A 14,909-nucleotide genomic window follows, 5' to 3' on the forward strand; every position below is an offset into this window, starting at 1 on the left:
CCCGCGTTCGGCCGCTGTCCCCCCGCGGTGCGGCTGCCCGGCCCGGGGCCGGACAAACGGGGCGGCGGCGCGGTCTGTCGCGCCCCTGGTGTCGCACCTTCCCCATCAATCGTTACCCGTGCGTAACATGCACGCGAGTTACCTTCGGTAAGCCCGCGTGGTTACTCTCCAGTCACTTCGCATCCGGCGTGTCAGGAGCAGTCCATGAGAGCAACCACAGCGGGTGTCGTCGGCGCGGCGCTGCTCGCCTCCACGGCCCTCGGCCTCGCCCCCGCCGCGACCGCGGCCCCCGCCCCCGCCCCCGTGCCGAAGGTGTCCGCCGCCGCGGCCCCGGCCGCCGCGTCGGCCCTGCGCTTCGTCGACATCCCCGGCTCCGGCGGCATCACCCTCAAGGCGAACGTCTACACCCCCGGCGGCTACGACGGCTCGCAGCGCTACCCCGTCGTCGTCCTGCCCAGCAGTTGGGCGATCAACGACCTGGAGTACCTCGCCCAGGAGAAACTGCTCGCCGACTCCGGCTATGTCGTGGTCAGTTACACCAGCCGCGGCTTCTGGCTCTCCGGCGGCGAGATCGAGACCGCGGGCCCGCCGGACGTCGCCGACGTCTCGAAGGTCATCGACTGGACCCTCGCCAACACCCCGGCGGACCCGGCGCGGATCGGCATGGCCGGTGTCTCGTACGGCGCCGGGATCGGGCTGCTGGGGGCGGCGCACGACCCGCGGATCAAGGCGGTGGCCGCGCTCAGCGGCTGGGCCGACCTCGTCGAGTCGATCTACCAGGGCCGCACCCCGCACCTCCAGGCGGCGGCCCTGCTCGGCGGCTCCGCGTATCTGACCGGCCGCCCCAGCGCCGAACTCCAGTCGATCCTCGCCAATTTCCTCAGCGCGAATCTGGCGTCGGAGGACACCATGATCGCCTGGGCGAAGCTCCGCTCCCCGCTGACCTACGTGGACCGGCTCAACGCCAACCACACCGCCGTCATGCTCGCCAACGCCTGGGGCGACAGCCTCTTCCCGCCCAACCAGTACGCGGACTTCTACGAGAGGCTGACCGGCCCCAAGCGGCTGGAGTTCCGGCCCGGCGACCACGCCACGGCGGAGGCGACCGGACTGCTCGGGCTGCCCAACGACACCTGGACCGACGCCCGCGCCTGGCTCGACCACTATCTGAAGGGCACCGACAACGGGATCGACCGCCAGCCGCCGGTCCAGCTCACCTCCCGCTCCACCGGGGCCTACGAGGGGTACGCCGACTGGTCCTCGGTGCCGTCGCGGACCGAGAAGCTGGCGCTGGGCGCCAAGGGCGCGCGCACCGGGGCGCTCGGCGGCGACGCGGGCACCGGCTGGCACACCACGATCGGCACCGGCGTGGACTCCGGCGCAGACGGCGGCGTCATCTTCCTGTCCAGCCTGCTCGACCAGTTCGCCAAGGCCCCGCCCACCGCGTCGATCCCGCTGCTGCCGCGCGCCTTCGCCGGGGTGTGGCAGTCGCAGCCGTACGCCACCGCCCAGCACGTGCGCGGCACGAGCGTGCTGCACACCACGCTCACCCCGTCCGCGGCCAACGGCACGGTGATCGCGTACCTCTACGACGTGGACGCGCTCGGCACCGGCAAGCTCGTCGCGCACGCGCCGTACACCTGGATCGGGAAGACGCCGGGGAAGGCGTTCGGCACCGACATCGCGCTCCAGGCGACGGCGTACGACGTACCGGCCGGGCACCGGCTCGCGCTGGTCGTCGACACCGTCGACCCGCTCTACATCGGGGAGAATCCGGCGTTCGCGACGGTGGGCTTCTCCTCCCCGGCCGGCGACCCCTCGACGCTGTCGGTCCCGTTCGACGACAGGTGAACCGCTGAGCGGGACGTCGGGCTCAGATCTCCGGCGGTGTGGCGACCGTGACCGGCACGTCCTTGACCTTGGGGCTGTGCCGTTCACGGCGCGCCAGCCAGTTGGCGAACCACGACAGCAGCATGCACATGCCGATGTAGATCGGCGCGATCACCATCACGACCGGGATGAAGGGCAGGTCGTAGTCGAGGTTGGTGGCGATCAGCTTGCCCGCGTACAGGAACTCCTCGTAGGTGATGAGGTAGCCGAGCGAGGTGTCCTTGAGGGCCACCACGAGCTGGCTGACGATCGCGGGCAGCATCGCGCGGGCCGCCTGCGGCACCAGCACCTGCGCCATCACCTGCGTCTTGCGCATCCCGAGCGCGAAGGCGGCCTCGCCCTGGCCGCGCGGCACGGAGTTGACACCGGCCCTGAACACCTCGGCGAGCACCGAGCCGTTGTACAGCGTCAGGCCGATGACCAGGGCCGTCATCGGCTCCAGCTTGAGGGCGATGAAGATGAAGAAGATCATCACCAGCAGCGGCATCGCGCGGAAGAACTCCACCACCAGCGTGCTGAACCAGCGCACCGGCCGGTGGTCCGAGAGCCGTCCGGCGGCGAAGACCGCGCCGAAGACCAGCGAGAGGACCGCCGCCCAGGCGAACGCCTTCAGCGTGTTGGCCAGGCCCTTGAGCAACAGCCGCTGGATGCCCGCGTAGGCGAAGGGCCGCCACTTCACGGCGGAGAACTGCCCGGTGTCCACCAGCTTGTAGACGACGAAGCCGACCAGCGCCGCGAGCACCGCCGTGGTGAGCCACGCGTACAGCCGGTGCCTGGCCAGCGCCTTGGGCCCCGGAATGTCGTACAGCGCGCTGCTTCCGCTCATCGCGCGACCCCCAGCTTCCGCTCCAGCACGGTGAAGACCGCGCTGATGGTCAACGTGACGATCAGATAGCCGACGGCGATCCAGACGAAGGTCCACACGATGCTGTAGCCCAGTTCGTTGAGCGGCTTGTACGTGCCGAGCAGTTCGGTGACCGAGAAGGACCCGGCGATGGCGGAGTTCTTGGCCAGAGCGATCAGCGTGGAGCCGATCGGCGAGATCACCGCGCGGGCGGCCTGCGGCAGCACCACCAGGCTCAGCGTCTGCGTGAAGGTCATGCCCAGGCTGCGGGCCGCCTCGCCCTGGCCGAGCGGCACGGTGTTGATCCCGGCCCTGACCGCCTCGCAGATGAACGCCGAGGTGTACGCGCCCAGCGCCAGGATCGCGAACACCCGGAAGGGCAGCACCAGTCCGAAGCGCGGCAGGCCGAGCAGCACCGCGAAGAACAGCAGCGTCAGCGGGGTGTTGCGCAGCACCGTCACCCAGGCGGTGCCGAACGCCCGGAGCGCTTTGACGGGCGACACCCGGAATCCGGCGACGATCACCCCGACGACGAGCGAGAGCGCCCCGGCCAGCAGGGTGAGCTGGACGGTGCCCCACAGGCCCTTGCCGAAGAGCGAGTAGTTATCGGTCAGGACGTTCACGCGGTGTGTCTCCCCCTCAGTACCGGTCGACCGGCGGCGGTACGGGCGCCGGGACCCCGGACAGACCCAGCGTCGCCGCGTACGCCTTCTTCCAGTCGCCGTCGCGCTCGTGCGCCACGATCGCGTCGTCCAGCGCGCCCCGCAGCGCCGTGTCGCCCTTGGCCAGTCCGATGCCGTACGGCTCCTTCGAGAACGGCTTGCCGACCAGCTTCATCTCGTTCGGCGCCTTGGCCGCGTAGCCCAGCAGGATCGAGTCGTCGGTGGTGACCGCGTCGACCTGGTAGGTCAGCAGATTGTCCACGCACACCGAGTACGTGTCGTACGTGACCGGCGTGGCGTCGGGGTAGTCGCGCTCGATCCGCTGGATCGGGGTGGAACCGGCCGCCGAGCAGACCTTCTTGCCCTTCAGGTCCTGCGGCCCGTTGATGTCCTTCTCGTCCTTGCGCACCAGCAGGCCCTGCCCGGCCATGTAGTACGGGCCCGCGAAGCCGACCTGCTTCTTGCGCAGCGCGTTGATGGTGTACGTGCCCACGTAGTAGTCGATCTGGCCGTTGCTCAGGGCGGTCTCCCGGTTGGCGGAGGCGATCGGCTTGTACTGCACGCGGTCGGCCGCGAAACCGAGCGAGGCGGCCATCATCTTGGCGATCTCGATGTCGAAACCGGAGTACGTGCCGGTGGCCGGGTCGCGCTCGCCGAGATACGGCTGGTCGTCCTTGACGCCGACCACGAGCCTGCCGCGCCGGTGGGCGGCCGACCAGGTGGCGGAGGCGGGCAGCGAGAAGGCGCGGTTGACCCGGTAGGCGGGCAGGGCGTCGGCGCGGGGGCCCTTGGCGGGCGGGCTGCCCTGCTTGCCGCAGCCGGTCACAGCGGTCAGCGCGGCCAGCCCGGTCACCGCGGCCAGCGCCGCGAGACGGGCCACGGCCGCCGGGCGCGCCGGGCGGGCGGGCCGGTGAGTGCGTCGCATGGCGGTCCAGGTGCTGATCAGTGGTGCAGGATCTTGGAGAGGAAGTCCTTGGCGCGCTCGCTGCGCGGCGCGGTGAAGAACTCCTCCGGCACCCGGTCCTCGACGATCCGGCCGTCCGCCATGAAGACCACCCGGTGCGCGGCGGACCGGGCGAAGCCCATCTCGTGGGTGACCACGACCATGGTCATGCCCTCCTCGGCGAGCTGCCGCATCACTTCCAGCACCTCGTTGATCATCTCGGGGTCGAGGGCCGAGGTGGGCTCGTCGAAGAGCATCGCCTTGGGGTTCATGGCCAGTGCGCGGGCGATGGCCACCCGCTGCTGCTGGCCGCCGGACATCTGCGCGGGGAACTTGTCCTCGTGCCCCACCAGGCCCACCCGGTCCAGCAGTTCGCGGGCCTGCCGCTCCGACTCGGCCTTGCCCCGGCCGCGCACCTTGACCGGCGCGAGCATCACGTTCTGCAGGACGGTCTTGTGCGCGAAGAGGTTGAAGGACTGGAAGACCATGCCGACATCGGCGCGGAGCCGGGCCAGCTCGCGGCCCTCGGCGGGCAGCGGCACGCCGTCGATGGTGATCGTGCCCGACTCCACGGGTTCGAGGCGGTTGATGGCCCGGCACAGCGTGGACTTCCCGGAACCCGAGGGACCGATGATCACGACGACCTCGCCGCGGCCGATGGTCAGATCGATGTCCTTGAGCACGTGCAGCGGGCCGAAGTGCTTGTTGACTCCGCGCAGGACGATCAGGGGTTCCCGGGTCATCCGCGCGCTCAGCCCAGCACGCGATGGACGAGGGTGTCGCGTTCGGTCTGCGGGATCGCGGTCCAGCGCATGCCGCGCAGCGCGCCCTCCAGCGCGAGCAGCGTGTGCGTGCAGGCGTCTTCCGGCAGTTCGGGCCGGATCTTCTCGAAGGCGCGGCCGGAGCCCAGCCGTCGCAGTTCGCCCGCGTCGTCGACGCCCGCGCGGCGCAGGCGGTCGGCCAGGACCGACCCGATGTTCGGGAGCTGCTGAAGGGAGTCCACGTCGTGCCTCCGGTACCGAGCTGGTGGGGACTGGTGCGAAAAGGGGGACCTTCGGCGCCATCATGCACGTCCTCTAGTGCCCTGCGCGGCCATCGCGTGGTGACACGCCCTGGACCGCACCCCACTGTGTGGTGATGACCACTGGATCGGGTGACAGCCGCACCGCCGTACGGGCTCAGTCTTCCGACGACTCCGCGAGCACCTGGGACAGTTCGGGGCTGCCGCTCTCGGCCCAGGCGTGGCCGATCGCCACGGTGTCGATCTCGCGGCCGGACGCGAGCCGCACCACGGGCTGGCCGTTGGGCAGGATCTCCCACGCCGCGTCGGGGACCGTGAGCACCATGACGGTGCCGAGGTAGAGACCCGCGTCGTTGCCGAGGTCCGACAGCACCTCTTCGTCGTCCCGCCAGCTCGGCGCCAACTGGTCGAGGGCGGCGAGCGATTCGGGGGTGTCGTCCAGGTCCACCCCGTCGTCGGCGGCGCGGGCGCGCAGCAGTTCGCACTCGCCGAGCAGTTCCGCGACGCCGGTCGCGTCGGGGGCGCCGTCGGTGTACACGGCGAAACCGCGGGCGACGCCGTGTCTTCTGCGCCACTTGCCGATCAGGGGGATGTCCATGCGGTCAGCGTCGCACCTGCCGTGCCGCCGCGACCACAGGCGCGCGTGCCGGGACCGGCCGCCGGAGCGCCCCCGCGCGCCGCGGCGGCCCCCGGTCAGACCTCCAGGTCCACCACGACCGGCGCGTGGTCGGAGGCGCCCTTGCCCTTGCGCTCCTCGCGGTCAACGTACGCGTCGCCGACGGCCTTGGCGAACGGCTCGTTCCCGTACACCAGGTCGATCCGCATGCCGCGGTTCTTGGGGAAGGCGAGCTGCCGGTAGTCCCAGTACGTGTACGGGCGGTCGTACTTCAGCGGGCGCGGCATCACATCGGTGAGGCCGGTCTCGCGCAGGGCGGCCAGCGCGGCGCGCTCGGGGGCGGTGACATGCGTCTGGCCCTCGAAGACCGACAGGTCCCACACGTCCTCGTCCACCGGCGCGACATTGAAGTCGCCGAGCACCGCGAAGGGCCGCGGACCGGCCGCGTCCTGCGCGACGGCGGCGCGCAGCGCCTCGAACCACTGGAGCTTGTACGCGTAGTGCGGGTGGTCGACCTCACGGCCGTTGGGCACGTAGACCGACCAGAGACGGACCGCGCCGCAGGTCGCGGAGACCGAACGCGGCTCGTGCACGCCCTCCCAGTCGGGTCCGCCGGGCAGGCCCTCGACCACGTCCTCCAGGCCCACGCGGGAGACCAGCGCCACCCCGTTCCACCTGCCGGTGGCGTGCACCGCCGACTCGTACCCCAGCTCGCGCAGCTCGTCGCGCGGGAACTGCTCGGCGGTGCACTTGGTCTCCTGGAGGCACAGGACGTCGGTGCCGCTGCTCTCCAGCCAGGCGAGCAGCCGCGGAAGGCGGGCGGTGATCGAGTTGATGTTCCAGGTCGCGATGCGCATGCTCCCCAACCTAACCGGTGGGTCCGACAGTGACCCGGTGGCGGCGCTGCTACGCCTGCGTGCTGTCGCCGGGCGCCAGCCGTACGTGGTCGGCGCCGCCGAGGCCGCCGATCTGCGTGTCGTAGATCGGCCGGGCCAGGTCGGTCAGCAGCGCGTCGTGCACGTCGATGGCGCGGCGCGGCTTGACCTCGCGGACGTAGTCGATGACCTCGGAGATCTTGCTCCAGGGGGCCTGCACGGGCAGCAGCAGGGTGTCCACGGCGGCGCCCGGCAGGGTCAGCGCGTCACCGGGGTGGAAGAGCGAACCGTCGATCAGGTAGCCGACGTTGGTGATCCGCGGGATGTCCGGGTGGATCACGGCGTGCAGCTCGCCGTGCACCTGGACGTCGAAGCCCGCGGCGGTGAAGGTGTCGCCGTCGCCGACGGTGTGCACGCGGCCGGGGAAGGCCGCGGAGACCTCGTCGGCCACCGCGCGCAGGGTCCACAGCTCCGCGCCCGGATTGGCTTCGAGCCCGGCGCGCAGCCGGTCGGCGTTGAAGTGGTCCAGGTGCTCGTGCGTGACCAGGATGACGTCGGCGCCGACCGCCGCGTCCTCCTCGCTGAAGGTGCCCGGATCGATGACGAGCGTGCGCCCGTCCTTCTCCAGCCGGATGCAGGCGTGGCGCTTCTTCGTGAGCTTCACAGGGTCCGTCCTCGGCAGCGCGTTCTGGGCTTCTCTGGTACTCGGGTGCTGGGGTGCTGGGGTGCTGGGGTGCTGGGGTTCTCGGATGCTGGGCGTTTCGGATGCTGGGTCTTCGTGCTGGGCGTTTTCCGGTACGCCTCCATCTTGCTACGGGTGCGCCCCGGTCTCCTGCCGGATCACCGTACGCGCGGTGTCCACCGCGGCCCTGGCGGCGGGCAGGCCGCAGTAGAGCGCGGTGTGCAGCAGGACCTCCTCGATCTCCGCCGGGGTCAGGCCGTTGCGCAGCGCCGCCCTGGTGTGGTCGGCCAGCTCCTCCAGCCTGCCGGTGGCGGTCAGCGCGGTCAGCGTCACGCAGCTCCTGGTGCGCCGGTCGAGGCCGGGCCGCGACCAGACCTCGCCCCAGGCGTAGCGGGTCAGGAAGCTGTCGAAGTCGGCGCCGAAGCCCTCGGCGCGGGCCAGCGCCTGGTCGACCTCCGCGTCACCGATCACCTCGCGCCGTATCCGCAGCCCTTCCTCGTACGTGTCGGGCGCCACCGCGGCGGGCGGCGCGGCGACGGCCTGCGGCGGTACGACGGGGGCCGGGGGTACGGCGACGGAGCCGGTCGACACGGACACCGGCTCGGTCCACACGCTGCCGAAGTGCGTCGCCAGCAGGTCGCCGACGGCCACGGGCTCCTCGACGGGCGCCAGGTGGCCGGTGGCCGGGACGACCGCGAGCCGGGCGTCCGGTATTCCGGCGACCAGCAGCCGGGCGTCGGCGGGCGGGGTCTCGGTGTCGTCGGCGCCCGCCACCACCAGCGTCGGCACCTTGATGCTGCCGAGCGCGTCCCGGATGTCGAAGGCGGCCAGCGCCTCGCACCCGGCGATGTAGCAGTCCGCGTCGGTGGTCCTGACCATCTGCACGGCCCAGTCGGTGATCGCGGGCTGGGTGGCGAGGAAGGGGCCGGTGAACCAGCGCTCGGGGCTGGCCAGCGCCGTGCGGTCCAGGCCGTTGGCGCGGACCACGACGCCGCGCTGCCGCCACACGTCGGCGGTGGCGTACCGCGCGGCGGCCGAGACCAGGGCGAGGGCGGCGACCCGGTCGGGGCGCAGCAGCGCGAGCCGGGCGCCGATGGCGGCGCCGAGCGAGCAGCCCGCGTAGCCGAAGGTGTCGACGCCCTCGTCGTCCAGGACGGCGAGCAGCCGGGCGGCCAGGTCGTCGACCGAGGCCGCGGGGTGCGCGGGCGCGCCGCCGTGGCCCGGCAGCTCGTAGCGCAGCACCCGCCACTGCTCGGTGAGCGCCGGGAGCTGCCGGTCCCACATGTGCCAGGTGGCGCCGAGGGCCGGGCCCAGGATCAGGACGGGGGCGTCGGCCGGGCCGTCGAAGCGGTGCTGAAGGGGGGGCCGCGGGTCCAGATCGCCGTCGGTCGAGTCGCTCATCGCCTCACGCTACCGAGTGGAGTGTGTGCTTCCGAAATCCGAGTGGCCCGCTTCCGCGGGCCCGCGAGGACTGTCATGGGCCATCGTTGTCATCGCCCCTGACATCGGCGCCCCGCCGCCGTCATCCCTTGAAGCCGTGCCGGAAGTTGACGGTGGAGACCGCGTACACCGTGGGGACGTCCGGGTCGGTGAGGTCCACCACGATGTTGCGGTCCGGTTTGTCGCCGGCCTGGTGCATGCTGATGCCCACATACGTGCGGCCGGTGAGGAAGTCCCAGCCCGCCGTCCTGGCCTGCGCGGCGGTGATCGCGTCCTTGCCCCCGCGCAGCACGTTCCGGGCGCTGCCGACCTGCGCGAGGAAGGTGTCCAGGCCGCCGGAGGTGGTGGTGAACTGGACGTACAGCGCGCTGGTGTCCCAGGAGTTGGTCTCCAGGTAGCCGGGGCCCGTGGTGCCGTCGGGGAAGGGCAGTTGGTATATCTGCCGCTGGAGGATGGTCGGAACGGCCAGCTCCAGATGGCTGAGGGCCGCCTCCTTCTGCTTGGTGACCCCGCTGTCCCGGCTCTGCTCGGCGGAGATCAGCACGTACCCGATCGGTACGAGGACGAGCAGCGGGACGACGGTCCAGCGGACCCAGCGCGGCGGGTTCCGCGGCGGCGGTGCGAGCCGCGCCCGGCCCGCGTCGCCGTCCGCGGGCGGTCCCCCGTTGGGCTCGGGGCCCGGCTCCAGGGTGTCCTGGTCGAAGGGTGTGGTGGTCACGACTGGGCTCCCTGCCGTCCGTAGACCCGGCCGTAGCGTTCGTACCGCTCGACGCGGCGGCGGGTGGCGCGGCGGAAGCGGCGGGCGACCAGCCGGGCCAGGTCGGCGGCGCCGACCATACCGGCCTCGGGGCCCAGCTCGGCCTTGGCGATCCGCGCCTCCGGCCGGTAGCCGCGGCCGGTGAGATTGCGCCGGAAGGCGTCCCTGGCCGGGTTGATCAGCAGGTCGTCGGCGGCGCTGACGCCGCCGCCGATGACGAAGCAGGACGGGTCGAGGGCGGCGGCGAGGTTGGCGATGCCGATGCCCAGCCACTGGCCGATGTCCTGGAACAGCTCGACGCACATCGCGTCGCCCTCGCGGGCCAGCTCGGTGATCAGCGGTCCGGTGATCTCGCTGATGCTGCCGCCGACCCGGTCGATGATCCCGTAGGCGACCGGGGAATCCGCGGCGGCCATCTCGCGGGCCTCCCTGACCAGCGCGTTCCCCGAGCTGTACTGCTCCCAGCAGCCGCGGTTGCCGCAGGCGCAGCGGTGACCGCCCTGCACCACCTGCATGTGGCCGAACTCGCCCGCGACGCCGTAGCGGCCCCTCTTGACCTGGCCGTCCTCCAGGATCGCGCCGCCGATGCCGGTGCCGAGGGTGATCATCACCAGGTCGGCCTCGCCGCGCCCGGCGCCGAAGCGCCACTCGGCCCAGGCCGCGGTGTTCGCGTCGTTGTCGACCATGACGGGGACCAGCAGGCGCTCGGCGAGCCGGTCGCGCAGCGGCTCGTCGCGCCAGGACAGGTGCGGGGCGAAGAGCACCCGCGAGCGGTCGGCGTCGACCCAGCCCGCCGCCCCGATGCCGACCGCGTGCACGTCGTGCCGCTCCGACAGGTCCAGGACCAGCTCGACGATGGTGTCCTCGACGACCTTGGGGCTCTTGGACTTGTCGGGCGTCTCGGTGCGGATCTTCTCCAGGATCACCCCGTCCGCGTCGACCACCCCGGCCATCACCTTGGTGCCGCCGATGTCGATACCGACGGTGGGGACGCGGGGCGCGGTCAGATGCGAGCGCCTCTCGCGGCGGCCGACGGTCTGGAGCACCGTCGCCCTGGCGGCGCCGCCGCGGTACACACGTTCACGATTGGCACTCAAGCGGAGGTCTCCGGGTCGGTCGCCGGTGGTGTGGTGGTCGTCCGGCGCATCAGTTCGTGGGTCAGCTCGTCCAGCTCGCTGCCCCCGGCCATCTCTCGGGTCAGCTCGTCCAGCGTAATGTCCTTCTTCAGGTGGCTGCCCGACATCGCGCCTCGCTTGAGCAGAATGAACCGGTCACCGACCAGATACGCGTGGTGCGGATTGTGCGTGATGAGTACCACACCGAGCCCCGCGTCGCGCGCGGCGGCCACGTATTTCAGCACCACACCCGACTGCTTGACGCCGAGGGCGGCCGTCGGCTCGTCCAGGACCAGCACCTTCGCGCCGAAGTGCACGGCGCGGGCGATGGCCACGCACTGGCGCTCGCCGCCGGACAGGGTGCCGATCGGCTGGTCGACGTCGCGCAGGTCGATGCCCATCCGCAGCAGCGCCTGGTGGGTGGTGGCGCGCATGGCGGCCACGTCGAGCCTGCGCAGCGGGCCGCGGCCGAGGGTGGGCTCGGAGCCGAGGAAGAAATTCCGCCAGACCGGCATCAGGGGGACCACCGCCAGGTCCTGGTAGACGGTGGCGATGCCGCGGTCGAGCGCCTCGCGCGGCGAGCTGTGCCGTACGTCCTCGCCCTCGATGGCGTAGCGGCCCGTGTCGTGCTGGTGCAGCCCGGCGATGATCTTGATGAGGGTGGACTTGCCCGCGCCGTTGTCGCCGAGGACGCAGGTGATCTCGCCCGCGCGCACTTCGAGGGAGACGTCCCGCAGCGCGCGGACGTTCCCGTACGACTTGGAGACGTCGGTCAGCTCGACCAGCGGGGCGCCGGCGGGCGCGGGGACCTTGTCGAGGACGGGTTCTGCGCTCATGCCGCGGCCTCCGCCCGCTTGCGGACCCAGGCGTTCAGCAGCGTCGCGAGCAGCAGCATCGCGCCGAGGAAGAACTTGAACCAGTCCGGATTCCACTGGGCGTACACGATGCCCTTGTTGGTCATGCCGAAGATGAACGCGCCGACCGCCGAGCCGATGGCGCTGCCGTATCCGCCGGTCATCAGGCAGCCGCCGATGACGGCCGCGATGATGTACAGGAATTCGTTGCCGACGCCCTCGCCCGACTGCACCACGTCGAACGAGAACAGCAGGTGCTGTCCCGAGATCCAGGCGCAGAAGGCGACCGCCATGTACAGGCCGATCTTGGTACGGGCGACGGGGACGCCGACCGCGCGGGCCGCGTCAGCGTTGCCGCCCGCGGCGAAGATCCAGTTCCCCGCGCGGGTGCGCAGCAGCACCCAGGTGGCCACGGCGACCAGGCCGAGCCACCACAAGATGGTGACCTGGAGGTCGACGGAGCCGATCGTCCAGTGCGAGGCGAACAGGTCGCGGGCGGTCGGGAAGCCCTCCATGTCGGCGATCGTCTTGGTGGAGACGGTGCCGCTGATGAGCTTGGTGAAGCCCAGATTGAGGCCGGTGAGCATCAGGAAGGTGCCCAGCGTGATGATGAAGCTGGGCAGTTTGGTGCGCACGAGCAGGATGCCGTTGAAGAAGCCGATGGCGAGGGTGACCAGCAGCGACACCCCGACGCCGACCCAGACGTTCGCGGTCATCTGGTAGCTGAACATCGAGGAGACCAGCGCGGAGCTGGTCACCAGGACACCGGCCGACAGGTCGAACTCGCCGCCGATCATCAGCAGCGCCACGGGGACGGCCATGATGCCGATCGTGGAGGACGCGTACAGCACCGTGCCGAGGCTGGACGGCCGCAGGAAGGCGTCGGCCACGACGGAGAAGAAGACGAAGACGGCGACCGCGCCGACGACGGAGCCCAGCTCGGGCCTGGCCAGCAGGGCGCGCACGACGGATCTCGGCGCCAGCCGCTCGTCGTCCACCGGGCTCACCAGCAGGTCGGGGGCGCCGCCGTCCGGGGTGCGCGTGCTCTGCCCGCTCAACGGGTGCCCCGCTTGGTGTACGACAGCAGGGCTTCCGCGTCGTCCTTGGTGACGATCTGCGGCCCGGTCAGGACGGGCTGGCCGCCGCCGAGGGTGTCGCCGTTGTAGCGGTACAGCCACAGCAGGTCGATCGCCTCGTAGCCCTGGAGGTACGGCTGCTGGTCGACCGCGAAGCCGATGGTGCCCGCCTTGAGGGAGGCGGCGACCTGCGCGTTCAGGTCGAAGGTGTCGACCTCGGCGGAGGAGCCCGCCTGGTCCTTGGCCTTGACCGCGGTGGCCGCGAAGGGCGCGCCGAGGGTGACGACGGAGTCGATGCTCTTGTCGGCCTGGAGCTTGGCCTGGACGGCGGACTGCACGTCGGGCATGTTCGTGCCGTCGACGTAGAGGTTGTCCATCGTCCCGGAGAAGGTGGCCTTGGCGCCCGCGCAGCGCTGCTCGTGGCCGACGTTGCCCTGCTCGTGGAGCACGCACAGGGCGTGCTTCCTGCCGCGCTTGTTCAGCTCGTCGCCGACCGCGCGGCCCGCGATGGTCTCGTCCTGGCCGATGTGGCCGAGCGTGCCGAATTCCTTGGACTCCTGCGAGCCGGAGTTGATCGTGATGACCGGGATACCGGCCTTCTCCGCCTTGAGCACGACGGCCTTCATCGCGTCGGGCTTGGCGAGCGTGACGATCAGCCCGTCCACGTGCTGGTCGATGGCGGCCTGGACGAGCTGCGACTGCTCGTTGGCCTGGTCGCTGTTGGAGTAGAGGAACTTGATGTTGTCCTTGTCGGCGGCCTGCTTGGCGCCGCTCTGGACGATGTCCCAGAAGGTGTCGCCCGCGCCGGAGTGGGTGACCATCGCGAAGGTCCAGTGCGGGGTGTTGACGGCGGAGCCGTTGGCCGCGGCCTGCTTGGCCCGGTCCTCCGCGCGCTTGCCGCCGGTGCTGCTGCACCCGGCCAGGCAGACCGCGCCGAGCACCGCCGCCGTCAGCGCGCCCACCACCCGTGTTCCCGCCCTTGCCATCGCCACGAGGCCCTGCCTTTCCCTGCGGTTCCTGTTACTGCCGGGATGAGAGTGTTGCGAGCGACCATCCCGGCGGCCCAAGTATCCGTCAAGGGGTACGGCGCGATGCCCGGCGGGCCGGTGCGGCGGGTTGGCGGGGGTGCGGTAGAGGGTGCCTTCCCGGAGTCGGCGAGGGGGTCCGTACGCGGTCGGCGGGCGTCTTCGCACCGGTCCTGCCTCAGGCTCTGACCAGCAGCCGGAACTCGAAGGTGTAGCGCGAGGCCCGGTACAGATGGGAGCCGAACTCGATCGCGCGGCCCCGGTCGTCGTACGTGGTGCGCTGCATCGTCAGCAGCGCCGCGCCCGGCGGCTCGGCCAGCAGCCGGCTCTCCTCGGCCGTGGCCGCGCGGGCCCCCACGGTCTGCTCCGCGCTGTGCAGGGTGATGCCGTGGTGCCGCATCAGCGCGTACAGACCGTTGGTCTCCAGCTCGCCGGTGGCCGGTTCCAGCAGGTCGCAGGGGAGGTAGTTGCACAGGTACGCCATCGGCTCGCCGTGGGTGAGGCGCAGCCGGTGCACGACGGCGACCTGGCAGGACTCCGGCAGGCCCAGGGCGGCGGCGACCGCGGCGGGCGCGGGCCCGCGGGCGTTCGCGAGCACCCGGGTGCTCGGGTGCCGGCCCGCGGCGAGCAGGTCGTCGTACAGGCTGCTCAGTTCCAGCGGGCGGGCGACATGGCTGTGCACCACCTGGGTGCCGACGCCCCGGCGGCGCACCAACAGGCCCTTGTCGACCAGCGACTGGATGGCCTGCCGGACGGTCGGCCGGGACAGGCCGAGCCGCGCGGCCAGCTCTATCTCGTTGCCGAGCAGGCTGCCGGGGGCGAGCGCGCCCTCTTCTATGGCGGCTTCGAGCTGCCGGGCGAGCTGGAAGTACAGCGGTACGGGGCTGGCGCGGTCGACGGCCAGCCGCAGATCGCGGTGGACGGGCCGGGCCTGCGGGCGCCCACGGCCGGGCGACACGGCTTCGCGGCCTGGTTCGTGCGGGGGTGCGTGCGTGGGCTCCTGCTTGGGCACGGAGGGAGCGTATCGGCCACCCATGATCACCGGAAGTCCTTATGTCCGGACAAAGCGTTGACAGGGGGCGGGCGGCGCGGGAGGTTGGGACAGCGCG

16 protein-coding genes are annotated in these 14,909 nt (G+C 71.5%); 1 reads left to right on the forward strand and 15 read right to left on the reverse strand.

The features are described 5' to 3' along the window. Nucleotides 1-204 precede the first annotated feature (204 nt). Complete coding sequence (locus ACIP4Z_RS24935) at nt 205-1,851, forward strand: CocE/NonD family hydrolase (RefSeq protein ID WP_355339074.1); 1,647 nt, start codon at nt 205-207, stop codon at nt 1,849-1,851. Nucleotides 1,852-1,873: 22 nt separating this feature from the next. Here ACIP4Z_RS24935 and ACIP4Z_RS24940 read toward each other — a convergent pair whose 3' ends face one another. From ACIP4Z_RS24940 to ACIP4Z_RS25010, 15 genes are all read right to left on the reverse strand, one after another. Next, a complete protein-coding gene (locus ACIP4Z_RS24940) occupies nt 1,874-2,716 on the reverse strand; it encodes an amino acid ABC transporter permease (protein WP_401311582.1) in 843 nt (280 codons plus the stop codon). Continuing rightward, a complete protein-coding gene (locus ACIP4Z_RS24945; RefSeq protein ID WP_391049513.1) occupies nt 2,713-3,357 on the reverse strand; it encodes an ABC transporter permease subunit in 645 nt (214 codons plus the stop codon). The genes ACIP4Z_RS24940 and ACIP4Z_RS24945 overlap by 4 nt, the downstream gene beginning before the upstream one ends. A gap of 16 nt (nt 3,358-3,373) precedes the next feature. Next, nucleotides 3,374-4,321: a glutamate ABC transporter substrate-binding protein gene (locus ACIP4Z_RS24950; protein WP_401311586.1), complete on the reverse strand. Its 948-nt coding sequence runs from the start codon at nt 4,319-4,321 to the stop codon at nt 3,374-3,376. Between the two features lie 17 nt (nt 4,322-4,338). Then, entirely contained in the window at nt 4,339-5,082 is a 744-nt protein-coding gene (locus ACIP4Z_RS24955) for an amino acid ABC transporter ATP-binding protein (protein WP_188285421.1), read from the reverse strand. Between the two features lie 8 nt (nt 5,083-5,090). Beyond that, nucleotides 5,091-5,342: a TfoX/Sxy family DNA transformation protein gene (locus tag ACIP4Z_RS24960; RefSeq protein ID WP_188285422.1), complete on the reverse strand. Its 252-nt coding sequence runs from the start codon at nt 5,340-5,342 to the stop codon at nt 5,091-5,093. 175 nt (nt 5,343-5,517) lie between these two features. Next, nucleotides 5,518-5,958, reverse strand: a complete 441-nt coding sequence (locus ACIP4Z_RS24965) for a DUF6278 family protein (protein ID WP_355339062.1) — start codon at nt 5,956-5,958, stop codon at nt 5,518-5,520. Between the two features lie 95 nt (nt 5,959-6,053). Next, nucleotides 6,054-6,833: an exodeoxyribonuclease III gene (locus ACIP4Z_RS24970; RefSeq protein WP_355339059.1), complete on the reverse strand. Its 780-nt coding sequence runs from the start codon at nt 6,831-6,833 to the stop codon at nt 6,054-6,056. Nucleotides 6,834-6,882: 49 nt separating this feature from the next. Further along, nucleotides 6,883-7,515 carry an MBL fold metallo-hydrolase gene (locus ACIP4Z_RS24975; RefSeq protein WP_401311591.1) on the reverse strand — a complete coding sequence of 211 codons (633 nt, stop codon included), beginning with the start codon at nt 7,513-7,515 and terminating at the stop codon, nt 6,883-6,885. A gap of 147 nt (nt 7,516-7,662) precedes the next feature. Further along, entirely contained in the window at nt 7,663-8,934 is a 1,272-nt protein-coding gene (locus tag ACIP4Z_RS24980; protein ID WP_401311594.1) for an alpha/beta fold hydrolase, read from the reverse strand. Between the two features lie 121 nt (nt 8,935-9,055). Beyond that, entirely contained in the window at nt 9,056-9,691 is a 636-nt protein-coding gene (locus tag ACIP4Z_RS24985) for a hypothetical protein (protein ID WP_401311597.1), read from the reverse strand. Beyond that, the gene (locus ACIP4Z_RS24990; RefSeq protein ID WP_355339048.1) at nt 9,688-10,827 is read right to left on the reverse strand and encodes an ROK family glucokinase; all 1,140 of its coding nucleotides are present in this window, start codon (nt 10,825-10,827) and stop codon (nt 9,688-9,690) included. The genes ACIP4Z_RS24985 and ACIP4Z_RS24990 overlap by 4 nt, the downstream gene beginning before the upstream one ends. After that, nucleotides 10,824-11,681, reverse strand: coding sequence for an ATP-binding cassette domain-containing protein (locus ACIP4Z_RS24995; RefSeq protein WP_391163625.1), 858 nt, complete (start codon nt 11,679-11,681; stop codon nt 10,824-10,826). The genes ACIP4Z_RS24990 and ACIP4Z_RS24995 overlap by 4 nt, the downstream gene beginning before the upstream one ends. Next, the gene (locus tag ACIP4Z_RS25000) at nt 11,678-12,712 is read right to left on the reverse strand and encodes an ABC transporter permease (protein WP_401311797.1); all 1,035 of its coding nucleotides are present in this window, start codon (nt 12,710-12,712) and stop codon (nt 11,678-11,680) included. The genes ACIP4Z_RS24995 and ACIP4Z_RS25000 overlap by 4 nt, the downstream gene beginning before the upstream one ends. A gap of 41 nt (nt 12,713-12,753) precedes the next feature. Then, nucleotides 12,754-13,761 carry a sugar ABC transporter substrate-binding protein gene (locus ACIP4Z_RS25005; protein WP_401311800.1) on the reverse strand — a complete coding sequence of 336 codons (1,008 nt, stop codon included), beginning with the start codon at nt 13,759-13,761 and terminating at the stop codon, nt 12,754-12,756. A 217-nt stretch (nt 13,762-13,978) separates the two neighbouring features. Then, nucleotides 13,979-14,812 (reverse strand): GntR family transcriptional regulator, encoded by an 834-nt coding sequence (locus ACIP4Z_RS25010; RefSeq protein WP_401311601.1) that lies wholly within the window; start codon nt 14,810-14,812, stop codon nt 13,979-13,981. Nucleotides 14,813-14,909: the final 97 nt, after the last annotated feature.

This window comes from Streptomyces sp. NPDC088910 (assembly GCF_044749865.1).
In the GTDB taxonomy this organism is placed as follows: domain Bacteria; phylum Actinomycetota; class Actinomycetes; order Streptomycetales; family Streptomycetaceae; genus Actinacidiphila.

Bases quoted from the DNA above. Each gene is read 5' to 3' on its own strand.
- ACIP4Z_RS24940 (WP_401311582.1), bottom strand. From the start codon at position 2,716: ATGAGCGGAAGCAGCGCGCTGTACGACATTCCGGGGCCCAAGGCGCTG.
- ACIP4Z_RS24980 (WP_401311594.1), bottom strand. From the start codon at position 8,934: ATGAGCGACTCGACCGACGGCGATCTGGACCCGCGGCCCCCCCTTCAG.
- ACIP4Z_RS25005 (WP_401311800.1), bottom strand. From the start codon at position 13,761: ATGGCAAGGGCGGGAACACGGGTGGTGGGCGCGCTGACGGCGGCGGTG.
- ACIP4Z_RS24950 (WP_401311586.1), bottom strand. From the start codon at position 4,321: ATGCGACGCACTCACCGGCCCGCCCGCCCGGCGCGCCCGGCGGCCGTG.
- ACIP4Z_RS24995 (WP_391163625.1), bottom strand. From the start codon at position 11,681: ATGAGCGCAGAACCCGTCCTCGACAAGGTCCCCGCGCCCGCCGGCGCC.
- ACIP4Z_RS24935 (WP_355339074.1), top strand. From the start codon at position 205: ATGAGAGCAACCACAGCGGGTGTCGTCGGCGCGGCGCTGCTCGCCTCC.
- ACIP4Z_RS24970 (WP_355339059.1), bottom strand. From the start codon at position 6,833: ATGCGCATCGCGACCTGGAACATCAACTCGATCACCGCCCGCCTTCCG.
- ACIP4Z_RS24965 (WP_355339062.1), bottom strand. From the start codon at position 5,958: ATGGACATCCCCCTGATCGGCAAGTGGCGCAGAAGACACGGCGTCGCC.
- ACIP4Z_RS24955 (WP_188285421.1), bottom strand. From the start codon at position 5,082: ATGACCCGGGAACCCCTGATCGTCCTGCGCGGAGTCAACAAGCACTTC.